This window comes from Massilia sp. LC238 (genome assembly GCF_000735635.1).
GTDB lineage: Bacteria > Pseudomonadota > Gammaproteobacteria > Burkholderiales > Burkholderiaceae_D > Telluria > Telluria varians.
Window position 1 is genome coordinate 1 of sequence record NZ_JNNN01000077.1, and the last position, 13,080, is coordinate 13,080.

12 protein-coding genes are annotated in these 13,080 nt (G+C 68.5%); 5 read left to right on the plus strand and 7 right to left on the minus strand.

Annotated elements, in window-relative coordinates:
* The 4 genes from FG94_RS26210 to FG94_RS20880 form a co-directional block, all read right to left on the minus strand.
* Positions 1–340, minus strand: a 340-nt coding sequence (locus FG94_RS26210) for a helix-turn-helix domain-containing protein (RefSeq protein ID WP_152571076.1), incomplete at its 3' end; no start/stop codon positions are given.
* 2 nt (positions 341–342) lie between these two features.
* Complete coding sequence (locus FG94_RS20870; RefSeq protein ID WP_051996966.1) at positions 343–714, minus strand: MerR family DNA-binding transcriptional regulator; 372 nt, start codon at positions 712–714, stop codon at positions 343–345.
* A gap of 56 nt (positions 715–770) precedes the next feature.
* Positions 771–926 (minus strand): Rrf2 family transcriptional regulator, encoded by a 156-nt coding sequence (locus FG94_RS26815; protein ID WP_229446013.1) that lies wholly within the window; start codon positions 924–926, stop codon positions 771–773.
* A 24-nt stretch (positions 927–950) separates the two neighbouring features.
* Positions 951–1,337, minus strand: coding sequence for a YbaN family protein (locus FG94_RS20880; protein ID WP_036215748.1), 387 nt, complete (start codon positions 1,335–1,337; stop codon positions 951–953).
* 270 nt (positions 1,338–1,607) lie between these two features.
* Between FG94_RS20880 and FG94_RS26215 the strand changes: the two genes are divergently transcribed.
* Positions 1,608–3,536 carry a diguanylate cyclase domain-containing protein gene (locus FG94_RS26215; protein ID WP_051996967.1) on the plus strand — a complete coding sequence of 643 codons (1,929 nt, stop codon included), beginning with the start codon at positions 1,608–1,610 and terminating at the stop codon, positions 3,534–3,536.
* Positions 3,537–3,722: 186 nt separating this feature from the next.
* On the opposite strand, the gene FG94_RS20890 is transcribed toward FG94_RS26215, so the two are convergent.
* Together FG94_RS20890 and FG94_RS20895 are read right to left on the minus strand one after the other, a co-directional pair.
* Positions 3,723–5,012: a cytochrome P450 gene (locus tag FG94_RS20890; protein ID WP_229446014.1), complete on the minus strand. Its 1,290-nt coding sequence runs from the start codon at positions 5,010–5,012 to the stop codon at positions 3,723–3,725.
* 66 nt (positions 5,013–5,078) lie between these two features.
* On the minus strand, positions 5,079–7,337 hold the full coding sequence (locus FG94_RS20895) for a CHASE domain-containing protein (RefSeq protein WP_036215750.1): 2,259 nt from the start codon (positions 7,335–7,337) through the stop codon (positions 5,079–5,081).
* A gap of 263 nt (positions 7,338–7,600) precedes the next feature.
* On the opposite strand from FG94_RS20895, the gene FG94_RS20900 reads away from it, so the two are divergent.
* From FG94_RS20900 to FG94_RS20915, 4 genes are all read left to right on the plus strand, one after another.
* Positions 7,601–7,966: a hypothetical protein gene (locus tag FG94_RS20900; protein ID WP_229446015.1), complete on the plus strand. Its 366-nt coding sequence runs from the start codon at positions 7,601–7,603 to the stop codon at positions 7,964–7,966.
* Between the two features lie 63 nt (positions 7,967–8,029).
* Positions 8,030–8,650 (plus strand): LON peptidase substrate-binding domain-containing protein, encoded by a 621-nt coding sequence (locus FG94_RS20905; RefSeq protein ID WP_051306744.1) that lies wholly within the window; start codon positions 8,030–8,032, stop codon positions 8,648–8,650.
* Between the two features lie 26 nt (positions 8,651–8,676).
* The gene (locus tag FG94_RS20910; protein WP_036215756.1) at positions 8,677–9,441 is read left to right on the plus strand and encodes a hypothetical protein; all 765 of its coding nucleotides are present in this window, start codon (positions 8,677–8,679) and stop codon (positions 9,439–9,441) included.
* A gap of 342 nt (positions 9,442–9,783) precedes the next feature.
* Complete coding sequence (locus FG94_RS20915; RefSeq protein ID WP_036215759.1) at positions 9,784–11,307, plus strand: DEAD/DEAH box helicase; 1,524 nt, start codon at positions 9,784–9,786, stop codon at positions 11,305–11,307.
* 51 nt (positions 11,308–11,358) lie between these two features.
* On the opposite strand, the gene FG94_RS20920 is transcribed toward FG94_RS20915, so the two are convergent.
* On the minus strand, positions 11,359–13,050 hold the full coding sequence (locus FG94_RS20920) for a histidine kinase famiy protein (RefSeq protein WP_036215762.1): 1,692 nt from the start codon (positions 13,048–13,050) through the stop codon (positions 11,359–11,361).
* Positions 13,051–13,080 lie beyond the last annotated feature (30 nt).

Consider the following 13,080-nt stretch of genomic DNA (forward strand, 5'->3'; position numbering starts at 1 on the left):
TCTTGAATACCGGAGGGTATGCCGGCGTTCCTGCACGGCGCTGCTCGAAGTAGCGGCTCCAGGCCCTGGCGAGGTTGGTGAAGGGCTGCGCATGGGCGTCGCGGTGGACGGTGCGCAGCCAGGGCTGGCCGTTCTCGTCAAGCCAGGCCGGGTCCGCATACTTGATCCGGTTGAACTGCTTTTTGAGCGCCATCGCATTCGGCTTGCAGCCTGCGGCGGCCTGGCGCTGCCATTCGGCGAGCGCCCAGTTCCAGACCCGGCGGGCGGTGCCGGCCGCGCGCGCGAAATAGCCGCGCTGCTCAGGCGTAGGATCAATCCTGATCCGGTGCGCCAGTAGCATAGCTACTCTCCAGCATCGCGCGCGATCGCATCCATTAAGGCCGGGAAGTGCTTGCGCTTGAAGTTCAGGCCACTCCCGACTTCCTCGATGTATTCGACTCCGGCCAGGCCGCGCGCAACCGTGAACTGCTCCAGCGCGTGACGCTGGCTCACCAAGTCGGGGCGCTGGGCAGCGCTCGACACCCGGCAGCAAGCCACGATCCGCCGCGGCGCGGATTGCGATAGCAGGATCAGGAACGCGCGCAGCTGGCTCTCGATATAGCGCCGGCGCTTGCTGGCGGTGCGTGGCGCCGGGAGCAGCCGGCCCTTGTGCTCCCAGCGCTGCAGCGTTCTGACCGTGATTCCCAGCAGTTTCGCTGCGTGTCCAACGCCCAATGTGCTTTCCATAGTCATGATTCGACGCTTGCGCGCACGTGAAGTTCGACTAGAGTCTAGCTCCAGCCGCCGTAGCCGCGGTTCGAGCTGATGTAGCCGCGCTCGCGCAGGCCGGTCAGCACGCGCCGCACCAGCACCGGCTTGGTGTCGAGGAAGCGCACCATTTCTTCCGAGGTCATCGGATGGTCGCTGTGGGCCAGGTGCAGCAGCACGTGGAGCGCGTAAAAGTGGCGCGGCTAGCGCTTTGCGGGGTCGAGGCGCAGGGTCGGAAGGAAACGCCAGAGGTAGATGCTGACGCAGGCGCCGGTGAGCGCCAGCAGGGTGGGGATGACCGGGCTGCCAGTGTCGTAAAAGCGGCGCATCGCCAGCAGCAGCGAGCCCCACAGCATGACCGTGGCGAGGATCTTGGCCTTCAGCGGGATGCCGCGGCCGGCTTCGAAATTGCGCAGGTATTCGCCGAACACGCGGTGCGACAGCAGCCAGCGGTGCAGGCGGTCCGAGCCGCGCGCGAAGCACCAGGAGGCCAGCAGCAGGAAGGGCGTGGTCGGCAGCAGGGGCAGGAACAGGCCCAGGATGCCCAGCAGTAGCGCCAGCACGCCTGCCACGTTGTAGATCGGTTTCATGATGTCACTCTAGCATGTGTCATGACAGGCCGCGCGATCGTTTATTGATGAAATAGTATTTCATCTTACTGTTCAGTATGAAATATTCTTTCATCATGGCGAAAATTCGCTGGAATCGTCAAATTTTACATCAACAGTAAGTTCCAACAGGAAACTGTATGTATAATGGGTTAGACCACCACGGGCGCGATCCGGGAGTTTTGCGGGCGCGAGCAAGACGCCCGGCTTCGCCTCTTCATGCCAGTTACCGGTTGCCGCAAGCTCGTCGTCATGCCTACGTCTTCCTCTACCTCCAAGCCCTCATGGCGCTCACGCCTGGCGAACCTGTTTCGTCCGCGGGTGCTGCGCGACCTGGCCATCTACCTAGCCATCATGCTGCCCATCGTCTGGGGACTGGTGGCGGTGGAGCAGGCGCGCTTCGCCGCGATCGCCCAGGCCGGCAGCATGCGCGACCTGCGCAACTATGCGCGCGTGTTCGCCGAGGAAGTGCGCGCCACCGTCGGCATCGTCGACCTGTCGCTGATCCAGCTGCGCTCCACCTGGCAGCGCGACCGCGACGGCTTTACTCAAATGGTGGGCGAGAACACGCGCTACCTGCGCAACCGGGTGCCGATGTTCATCACCGTGCTCGACGCGAAGGGCCGGATCGCCTACACCAATGCCGTCCCCGGGCAGACCGGGCTGGACCTGAGCAGCGCGCCCGGCTACCAGGCTCACCTCGGGATCCGCGACGACCGCATCGACGTCAGCCGGCCGGTGATCTGCACGCTCACCAATGCCTGGGCCGTGCAGTTCAGCCGCTCGATCCGCGACACGCAAGGGCGCCTGCAGGGCGTGATCATCGCCGCCGTCTCGCCCGACTATTTCGTACGCTTTTACGAGGACATCGACCTGGGTCCCCATGCCGCCGTGTCGCTGATCCGCATCGACGGCGCCGTCATCGCGCGCAGCACCCGCGGCAGCGCCAGCCACGGCATGGGCCGGTTCCTGACGAATGACCCGTATGCCGGCCACAGCCCGGTCACGGGAACCTTCCGCCGCCCCAGCCAGCTGGACGGGGTCGACCGCTTCTATGCCTGGCACAAGCTGCCCGACTACGGCATGGTGGTGACGGTCGGCGAAGCGGTGCAGGACGCCGAGGCGCGCTTCGCCCAGCAGCGCAATGCCTTGAGCTGGGTCGGCGCCGCGGTGTCCTTCGTGCTCACCCTGCTGGGCTGGGCGGCGCTCGGCGCCGCCGAACGGCGCCGCCGCGCCCTCAAGGCGCTGGCCGCCGCCGAGGCGCGCTGGAAGCTGGCGCTCACCGCCACCGGCGACGGCGTGTGGGACTGCGACGTCGTCACCGGCCTGGCCACGCTGTCGGCGCGCGCCCAGATGATCCTCGATACCGAACGCGCGGTGATCTCGTGGTACGGCAGCGCGCTCGATGCCATCGTCCACCATGAAGACCTGCCGCAGCTGCGCACCCAGCTGCGCAGCCACCTGGCCGGGCGCAGCCCGGACTTCGCGGCCGAGTTCCGGGTGCGCAAGCAGAGCGGCGACTGGAGCTGGATCGATGCGCGCGGCACCATCAGCGAACGCGACGAGCTGGGCCAGCCGATGCGCATGGTCGGCACCTTCTCCAACATCGACGCGCGCAAGCTCGAAGAGGCGCGCATGCGCCGCATGGCGCACGAGGATGCGCTGACCGGCCTGCCGAACCGCGTGCTGCTGGGCGACCGCCTGCGCCAGGCGATCCGCGCCGCCAGCCGCGATGGGCACAAGGTGGCGCTGATCTACTTCGACCTCGACGAGTTCAAGCCGGTCAACGACACCCACGGCCACGCGGCCGGCGACCGCCTGCTGCAGCTGGTGGCGCGCCGCCTGCGCGCGGGCCTGCGCGAAGCCGATACGCTGGCGCGCGTCGGCGGCGACGAATTCGTGCTGCTGCTGCCGCGCTGCGAGGAACTGCCTGACGCGCGCAAGGTGGCGGAAAACATCCTCCTCCAGCTGAACCAGCCTTTCGAGGACGGCGAGCTGGTGCACCGCATCTCGGGCAGCCTGGGCATTGCGCTGTTCCCGGACGACGGCATGGATGCCGAGGAACTGCTGCGGGCCGCCGACCTGGCCATGTACGAGGCCAAGTCGCAGGGGCGCAACCGGGTCATGGGCGCCAGTGGCGCGCATGACGGTGCGCAGCGGATCGCGCCGGCACTGCGCTGATCAACCCATACACGAACTCTCAGTGTTGGCCCGTCGTTCCGGCGAAGGCCGGAACCCAATTTCTGCATGCGTATCGGCTGCTCAACAAACTTGGGCCCCGGCCTTCGCCGGGGGCCATGGGCGCCAGTGGCGCGCATGGCGTTTTACGGCTAACAACTACTCTATCAGCTAACGGCTGTCATCCTTTCACCGCACCGGCGCCGCCACCTCGATCTGGAGCCCGCTCGCCGGCATGGTCGGCATGCGCGACAGGCTAATGCTCAGGTCCTGGCGCGGCACCGTGTACACCACTTCCGAGGCCAGCAGGTGCAGCGCGGCCTTCACCAGGTCCACCGTCATCGCTTCGCCGGGGCAGCGGTGCCCGGTCAGGTAGTCGCCTCCGCCTTGCGCGACCAGGTCGAAGCCGTCGCCCTGCCAGCCCATGAAACGCTCCGGCTTGAAGCGCTCCGGTTCCGGCCACAGCCGCGGGTCGTGGTTGGTGCCGTGCATGTCGAACAGCACCCAGGTGCCTTCCGCGAAGTGCAGGCCGCGCCAGTCGAACGGATCCAGCACCCGCCCGCCGACCGCTGGGAAGAAGGGATAGAAGCGCCGTACTTCCTGGGCAAAGGCGGTGAGCGTGGCGTCGTCGCCGGTGGCGACGCGCGCGCGCCATTCGGGGTAGTCGTGCAGCGCCAGGGCGCCGAACACGATGTAGCGCGCCACCGCGACCACCGGGCGCAGCACGTTGATCAGTTCGTTGGCGGCGACGTCGACCGGCAGCGCCTGTTCGTCGCGGTCGCGGTGGCGGGCGATCACGGCCAGCGGGCTGCCCGGCTCCGGCGCCAGCTGGCCGGCGCGCACCGCCCCGACCAGGCCCTTGGCCCAATGCTCGGTGCGGTTGCGCAGCAGCAGGCCCTGGACGGTGCGCCGGAACACGGTGCCGGCGCCGTCGATCGTGGCGGAAAATTCCCGGGTCAGGCGCGCGTGGTCGACGTGCGAGCCGGGGATGCCGGCCCAGCGGCAGGCCGCGGCGCACAGCACGCTTTCGGTCTCGTCGAACAGGCGCACGCGGCGCCGCGCGGGCCAGCCGCCGACCCGGGCGCGCCATTCTTTCTGCGCGATCGTCAGCATGCGCGCGCGGTCGCCCGGGGTCTGCAGCGACATCATCATCGCCTTGCGGTGGCGGTGGTCCTCGCCGTCGAGCGTCTCGGCGCTGCCGGCGTCCTGCAGCAGCATCAGCGTGGTCGGCGGGATGGCGCCGCGCCGCGTGAAGCGGCCCGGCTGCCAGAACATGCGCGCAGCCTCGTGGCCGCTCACGCAGATCGCGCGCCGGCCCATCAGGCGGGTGGCGAAGGCATCTGTGTCCAGCTCGGCGCAGCGGCGCTGGAAGAAGGGGCAGCCTTCGGAGAGCAGCTTGAGCGTGCTGTCGAAGACCCTGGTGTGCGGCACACCCTGCTCGACGGGAACGTGGAGGGAGGCATTGTCGGAGAAAGACACTGTGGGCTCCTGGCTCGGGTTCAGGCAGGGCCAATGTAGCATGCGACTAGTCGCGCACGATTCGCCCTAGGCCATCGCCACGGGTGCGGTGGCCATATGCCGCGGCAGATAGATCGTCACCGTCGTCCCTTTGCCCGGCTCGCTCGCCAGGCGGATGTCGCCGCCGCTCTGGCGCGCGAAGCCGTGCGCCATCGACAGGCCCAGGCCGGTGCCCTTGCCCTCGGGCTTGGTGGTGAAGAAGGGTTCGAAGGCGTGCTCCATCACGTCCTGCGGCATGCCGTGCCCGCTGTCGGCGACCGCCACCGTGACGTAGTCGCCCGGCGCCAGCACAGCGTCGCCCTCCACGTGCGCGTTGTTCAGCGCCAGCACGATGCGCCCGTTGCCTTCCATCGCGTCGCGCGCGTTGATCACCAGGTTGAGCAGCACATTCTCGAGCTGGTTCGGGTCCACCAGCACCGGCCAGAGATCGGGCGGGATACGTTTTTCCAGGGTGATCTGGTCGCCCGCCGCGCGCATCACCAGGCTGTCCATGCGCTCCAGCAGCCCGTCCACGTGCACCTCGAGCGGGTGCAGCGGCTGGCGCCGCGCGAAGGCGAGCAGCTGGCCGGCCAGCTTGGCGCCGCGCTCGACCGCGTCGAGGATGCTGAGCAGGCGCTTGCGGTGGCTGGCGTCGGCGCGCAGGATCAGCTGCACGTTGGCGCTGATGATGTGCAGGATGTTGTTGAAGTCGTGCGCCACGCCACCGGTGAGCTTGCCCACCGCTTCCAGTTTCTGGGCCCTGGCGAGCAACTGGCGCGCCTCGTCCAGGCCCTGCTGGCGCTGCTGCTCGCGCGTTTCCGCTTCCTTGCGCTGGGTGATGTCGCGCACGAAGGCGGTGGCGCCGAAGCCTTCGTCGGTCGGCATCACCGCCACCGTCACTTCGGTCGCGATGGGGCGCCCATCGCGCCCGGCTACCTGCAGTTCGGTCGGCGCGCCCTGCATCGCGCACTGCCCGCCCCGCGCGAAGGCCTCGAAGCCGGCACGGAAGGACGCGCGGCTTTCCTCCGGCAGCAGTTCGTCCACCGGGCGGCCGATGGCTTGGCCGGCGCTCAAGCCGAACAGGCGGCTGGCCTGGGCGTTCCAGTCGGTGATGCAGCCCCGGGCATCGACGGCCACGAAGGCGTCGGGCGCGTTCTCGAGGATGACCTGGATGCGTTTCTGCTCGCTGGCGATGCGGTCGTGCGACTGGCGCAGCTCCAGCGTCATGCCGTGCGCCAGCTGCAGCGCGCGGCGCCGTTCGCTGGCCAGCAGCCAGACTACCAGGCTGATCAGGAAGCTCAGGCCGATGCCGGTGATCGCCACCAGTTGCGGGCGCTTGGTGTCGAGGCTCTTTTCGAGGGCGGCGCTGGAGCGCATGCTGATGGTCCAGGTACGCCCGCCGGGGACGATCTGGGCGCTGGCGCGCAGGCGCGCCGGGTGTTTGGACGCGTTCGGCGAACGGTACAGCAGGCTGGCGGCGCCGGCCGGATCGCCGTCGTGGATCTCGACCTCGAGGTCGGTCGAGTGGGCGCCGCCGAGCCCCTGCATCAGGTCGTCCATGCGGAAGGGAGCGTAGACCCAGCCGACGATGGCCCGGCGGCGCTGGTCGACGGTGCCGGCCAGCTCGCCGTCGCGGTACACCGGCAGGTACATCAGGGCCCCGGCCTGCTGGCTGCCCGGCTTTCCGTGCCCCACGCCTTCCTGGACCAGCACCACCTTGCCGCTCAGCGCCGCCTGGCCGGTGTCGCGCGCGCGCTCCATGGCGGCGCGGCGCACCGGTTCGCTGAACATGTCGAAGCCGAAGGCGCGCAGGTTGCGTCCGCCGAAGGGCTCGATGTGGGTGATCGCGGTATAGACTTCGCGCGGCGCGTCCGGGTGCACCGCGTAGCCGGGATGGCCCTGGCGCCGCATGGCCGCCTCGTGCGCCGCCAGCTGCCGGCGCGGGATGATGGTGGCGATGCCGAGCGCCTCCATGCCGGGGAAGTACTGGTCCAGGCGCAGCAACTGGTAATACTCGGCCCAGTCGTGCCGGTCGAGCTCGACCGAGCCGCGCAGGTAGCCGCGCGCGCCGCGCAGCACCTGTTCGTATACCGCCATGCGGCGGCTGACGCTGTAGGCCATGTCGCGGGTGCGGTAGTCGAAGGTTTCGAGCAGCTGCGCTTCGGCAGCGCGCTTGGCGCTGCTCCAGGCGGTGAAGGTGACCAGCAGGGTCACCAGCAGCACCAGCATGGCCAGCAGCAGCGGCATCTGTCCGGAACCGGGCAGGGGAATGCGGCTGGGCTGGATGGCTGGCTGGGACTGCGGCATGTGGTCGTACGCGCGAAGGGCGCCGGGGGGCAGGTTGATCGGAAACGCGCGGAAGCAGGTAGGATACGCACCCTTGCTGTGTTGGAGCGCACGCCACCGGGCGCGTCTGACAATATATCGTATTATCTCCTATAGTGACGTGATGCAACTTTTTAAACGTGTGAGCCCCCGCGCTTTACCCTCCCGGCATGCGGCTGCCTGAGCCGTCCGAGCTGCTGTGCCGCCACTGGCCGCTCGCCGCCCTCGTGGCCGGCGCATTGCTGATGCTGCTGTGGGGAATGCTGTGGCCGCTGCGCGGCGACAGCCACGAGTTGCCGCTGGAGGTGCGGCGCGGCCAGAAGGCGCCTTCGGCGGTGCGCCTGACCCTGGGCGTGCAGGACGTGCTGTTGCTGAGGAACGGCACCGGGGCGCCGCTGGTGTTCGGCCCGGTGCAGCTGGCGCCGGGCGGCGAGTTCAGGCTCCCGGTGGAGGAGGCGGGCGAGCAGGACATCCCCTGTCCGGCGCTGCCGGGCGGGGTGCTGCGGGTACGGGTGGTGCCGATGCCGGATCCGGGCATGGACAGGTTGCGCTGGCGGCTGGCCAACTTCGGGCTCGCGATCCGTAGCATGCCGCTGCAGGGGCCTGATTGAAGGCGCGCTGCGCGCGCCCAATCGTGCTCCCGTTTTGCCTGCGATTCTGTCATCATGGACATCATGTCCACGATTTCCATGCCCTTGTTCCCGCTCAGTACGGTGCTGTTTCCGGACGGGGTGCTGCCGCTGCAGGTGTTCGAGGTCCGCTACCTCGACATGATCAGCCGCTGCCTCACCGAAGATGCACCCTTCGGCGTGGTCTTGCTCACGCATGGACACGAGGTGCGCCAGCCCGATGGCGAGCCGGAGCGCTTTGCCGCCGCCGGCACCATCGCTTCCGTCACCGAAACCACCACCACCTCGCCCGGGCTGCTGCAGGTACTCTGCCGCGGCGGCTCGCGCTTCACGGTGGTGACCGCCGAACAGCGCCTGAACGGGCTGTGGATGGCCGAGGCCGAGCTGGTCGAGGACGACCACGACGTCAAGGTGCCGTCCGAACTGCAGGGCGCGTCCGACGCGCTCGACCGCGTGCTGTCCTCGCTGCACGACGTACCACGCCACCGCTGGCCGGTGCAGCCGCCGTTCCGCCTCGACGACTGCGGCTGGGTGGCGAACCGCTGGTGCGAACTGCTGCCGCTGCCCAATCAGCAGAAGCACCACATGCTCATGCTCGACAACCCCGTGATCCGCCTGGAGCTGCTGCACGACGTCCTGGACGAGCACGGTCTCATTACTTCGTAGTTAATTTTCGTGGTTTATGTGCTGGCATGAAATTCTCGGACGACCTCCTGATCGCGTACATCAACGGTGAGCTGGCCGAGCCGGCGCGCGCGGCGGTCGAGCGGGCGATGCGCGCCGACCCGGTGCTGGCCGCCCGCATCGCCCAGCATCGCCGCGAAAGCGGCGAACGCTCCGCCGGCCGCTCCCATATCTTCAGCGTCTCGAACGGCCACGGCGGCGGCCACCAGCAGCGCGCCCGGGCCACGGGCGGGGCCAAGGTGGTCCACCTCGACGCCGTCCGCCCCGGACGCGCCGCGCCGCTGGCGCCGCCCTCCCTGCCAGCCCGCACCGAATGGACGCCGCGCCACTGGCTGGGCGTCGGCGCCGCGCTCGTGGCCGGCGCCCTCGGCGGCGCCCTCGGCTGGCAGGAGCTGCGGCCCGACCCCGGGCTGGTGATGCTCGAAGCCAGCGACGGCGCCCTGGTGGCGCGCGGGCGCCTGGTCGAAGCCCTCGGCGGCCAGCTGGCCAGCCCCGGCCCCTCGGAAACCGGGGTGCGCATCGGCGTCACCTTCGTGTCGAAAGACGGCAGCTACTGCCGCAGCTTCGTGGTCGACACCACGGCCGGCCTGGCCTGCCGCGGCAACGGGCGCTGGACCATCCCGGTGCTGGCCCAGCCGCAGCCGGGCACCGCCTGGCTCGACGGCAGCACCCTGCCGCCGTCGGTACAGGCCGCCATCGACGCCCGCATCGTCGGCGCCACCCTCGACCCGGCGGCCGAACGCGCGGCCCAGCAGCGTGGCTGGACACCCTAATGTGGACGCCTCTTGTAGGGTGGGCGGCTATGCCGCCCACGCGGTGATCGCTACAGACTTCGTTATCGCGCCGGATGATCTTGCTGCAAACTACCACCGCGTGGGCGGGGGACCCGCCCACCCTACAAATCAGGCTCTTATATACATGGGGGTGGTTTTCAGGTATCGTGTAGCCCGCTAAAGTGCCTCTACGTCCGCCCAGTCCAGGCTTGTTGCCTGGGCGCTTCGCGGCCCATGCGGACCGGTTTGCCGGCCCGCCGTCCCTCTGGAAGCTACCCGCGCGGGCCGATTCGTGCCCGCAGGCGCAGCCGTAGAGCTAACGAAATACTGTCCAACAAGAATATGTCTGATATCCAGAATACTCCCGTGAGCGCCGATTCCGACGACATCATCCTGGCCGCACCGGTCGAGCAGGTCAAGGCGGACGAAGCGCCGACCGTGCGCTTCACCGACCTCGGCCTGGCGCCGGAAATCCTGCGCGCGCTGACCGACCAGGGCTACGAGTACCCGACCCCGATCCAGGCCAAGGCGATCCCGCTGGTGCTGCAGGGCCGCGACGTCATGGGCGCCGCCCAGACCGGCACCGGCAAGACCGCCGGCTTCTCGCTGCCGATCATCCAGCTGCTGCTGGCGCATGCCAACAGCAGCATGTCGCCGGCGCGCCACCCGGTGCGCGCCCTGGTGCTGACCCCGACCCGCGAACTGGCGGTGCAGGTGGCCGACAACGTCAAGGCCTACGCCAAGCACACCCCGCTGCGTTCCACCGTCGTGTTCGGCGGCATGGACATGAAGGGCCAGACCACCATCCTGAAGGGCGGCGTCGAGATCGTCATCGCCACCCCGGGCCGCCTGCTCGACCACATCGAGCAGAAGAACATCAGCCTGGGCCAGGTGCAGATGCTGGTGATGGACGAAGCCGACCGCATGCTCGACATGGGCTTCCTGCCCGACCTGCAGCGCATCATCAACCTGCTGCCGAAGCAGCGCCAGAACCTGATGTTCTCGGCCACCTTCTCGCCGGAGATCAAGAAGCTGGCCAACAGCTTCCTGAACAGCCCGGTGCTGATCGAAGTGGCGCGCAGCAACGCCACCGCCGACCGGGTCACGCAGATCGTCTACAAGGTCGACGAGGAGCTCAAGCGCGACGTGGTCGAGCACATCATCCGCGAGCGCAACCTGAAGCAGGTGATCGTGTTCTCGAACACCAAGATCGGCGCCTCGCGCCTGTCGCGCCACCTGGAGCAGAAGGGCATCAAGGCCTCGGCGATCCACGGCGACAAGACCCAGCAGGAGCGCATGGCCGCCCTCGACGCCTTCAAGCAGGGCACGGTGGAAGTGCTGGTGGCGACCGACGTGGCCGCGCGCGGCCTCGACATCTCGGACCTGCCCTGCGTGATCAACTACGACCTGCCGTACAACGCCGAGGACTATGTGCACCGCATCGGCCGTACCGGCCGCGCCGGCGCCTCGGGCGATGCGCTGTCGGTGTACTCGGACAAGGACGAGCGCCTGCTGGCCGACATCGAAAAGCTGATCAAGCAGACCGTCCCGCGCGGCGAGCTGCCGGGCTTCGTGGCGCCGTCGAGCCGTTCGCGCGACAGCGGACGCCCAGAATTCGCCCGCGACGGCGAACGCCGTGGACGCCGCGACGAAGGCGCCCCGCGTGGCGGCGAGCGCGGCGAACGTCCGCCGCGCAGCAGCGGCTACAGCCCGACGCCGCGCCGCGAGAAGGTCGATCCGTGGTTCCTCAAGCCCTACGAGCCGTCCAGCGCGGCACGCAAGGAAGTCGTGACGCCGACGCCGCAAGCCAAGCCGGGCAAGCAGAAGCTGGCTTTCCTGCTGGGTGGCGGACCGCGTAGCAATTGATTTTCGTAGGGTGGACGGCGAAGCCGTCCACCCTACGTGCCCACAATGACGTCAAGCCGCCCGGCGCGCTCGCAGCGCCGCATGCACCCGGTCCAGCAGGTCCTGGTGCTGGTAGGGCTTGGCCAGCACGTCCAGTGACTTGTCGCGCGCCCCGCGCGCCGGCAGTTCGTCCATGTAGCCGGTGGTCACCAGCACCGGCATCGACGGCTTGCTGGCATGCACCTGCTCGATCAGCTGCAGCCCGTTCATCCCGCCCGGCATGATCACGTCGGTGAACAGCAAATCCACCTTTTCCGTTTCGAGCAGCTCGAGCGCGCGCTCGCCGCTCGGCGCCGACAGCACGTCGTAGTCGGCCGCCGCCAGCATGGCTTCGGCCAGCTCGCGCACGTCCTCGTTGTCTTCCACCACCAGGATGCGGCACTTGCGCCCCGCTTCGTGCGCGTCCGTGCCGGGCTCCAGGTCGCCGTCCTCATGCCGCGGCTGCTGCGCCACCGGGAAAATCATGCGCACCTGGGTGCCGCGTCCCGGTTCGCTGTCGATGTCGAGCCGGCCCTGCGACTGCTGCACGAAGCCGTGCACCATCGCCAGGCCCAGGCCCGTGCCCAGGCCCTTGGTGGTGAAGAAGGGCTCGGTGGCGCGCTTGAGCACGTCCGGCGGCATGCCTTCGCCTTGGTCCTGGATGGAGATGGCGACGTACTCGCCCGGCGGCAGCCGGTTGGCGACGCGCCGCACTTCGTCGACTACCGCCGTGCCCACCGTGACCACGCCGCCTTGCGGCATGGCGTCGCGCGCATTGATGACGACGTTGAGCAGGGCCATTTCCAGGTAGGTCGGGTCGATCGAGCAGGACGGCAGGCCGGGGCGCAGGTCGAGGCGCAGTTCGACCTTGTCGCCGAGCGTGCGCACCAGCATGTCGGAAAAATCGACCACCAGCCCGTTCAGGCTGACGCGCTTGTGCTCGAGGCGCTGCTTGCGCGCAAAGCTCAGCAGTTGTTGGGTGAGTTTGCCGGCCTGCAGGGTGGCGCGCTGGGCGCGCCGGATCGGCTCGGCCGCCGCGGGGATCTTCCCGGCGCTCAGGAGCGCCAGTTCGAGGTTGCCGTTGATGACCTGCAGCAGGTTGTTGAAGTCGTGCGCCATCCCGGCCGACAATTGTCCGATGGCCTCCATCTTCTGCGCCTGCAGGTTCGACTCGAGCTTGCTGCGGCGCTCGGTGATGTCCATCTGCGAGGCGAAGAAGTACAGCAGCTTGCCGTCCTGGTCGAAGATCGGGCCGATGAACAGGGCGTTCCAGAAAGGCTCGCCGTCGGCCTTGTAGTTGAGGAGGTCGACCGCCACCGCGCGCTGCTCGCGCAGGGCATTGCGCACTTCGGCGACGGTGCCGCGGTCGGTGTCGGGCCCCTGCAGGAAGCGGCAGTTGCGGCCTACTATGTCCTTTTCTTCGTAGCCGGTGAGGTCGAAGAAGGCGCCGTTGGCGAACACGATCGGATTGTCGTCCTGGTTGGGATCGGTGATGATCATGGGCATGCGCGTCATCTCGACGGCGGCGAAGAAGATGTTGCTGCGCTCGTCCAGCCCGCGGCGGCCGATATAGCCGGCCTGCCAGTGATTGACGCCCGGGCCGCCGGTCGGCGTGACGGCATTGCCCTCGACCTCGCCGACGGCCTGCACGCCCACGCTCTGGCCATTCCCCTGCATGTCGAGGGATCTCGAGAGGTGATCTTCCTTGTCCGATCCAGTTGCCATGTGTGTCCCGATGTGCGGCAACATGCCGCG

Coding starts and splice junctions, on each gene's coding strand:
- FG94_RS20905 (WP_051306744.1), top strand. CDS start 8,030: ATGTCCACGATTTCCATGCCCTTGTTCCCGCTCAGTACGGTGCTGTTT.
- FG94_RS20895 (WP_036215750.1), bottom strand. CDS start 7,337: ATGCCGCAGTCCCAGCCAGCCATCCAGCCCAGCCGCATTCCCCTGCCC.
- FG94_RS20915 (WP_036215759.1), top strand. CDS start 9,784: ATGTCTGATATCCAGAATACTCCCGTGAGCGCCGATTCCGACGACATC.
- FG94_RS20910 (WP_036215756.1), top strand. CDS start 8,677: ATGAAATTCTCGGACGACCTCCTGATCGCGTACATCAACGGTGAGCTG.
- FG94_RS26215 (WP_051996967.1), top strand. CDS start 1,608: ATGCCTACGTCTTCCTCTACCTCCAAGCCCTCATGGCGCTCACGCCTG.
- FG94_RS20900 (WP_229446015.1), top strand. CDS start 7,601: ATGCTGCTGTGGGGAATGCTGTGGCCGCTGCGCGGCGACAGCCACGAG.
- FG94_RS20920 (WP_036215762.1), bottom strand. CDS start 13,050: ATGGCAACTGGATCGGACAAGGAAGATCACCTCTCGAGATCCCTCGAC.
- FG94_RS20880 (WP_036215748.1), bottom strand. CDS start 1,337: ATGAAACCGATCTACAACGTGGCAGGCGTGCTGGCGCTACTGCTGGGC.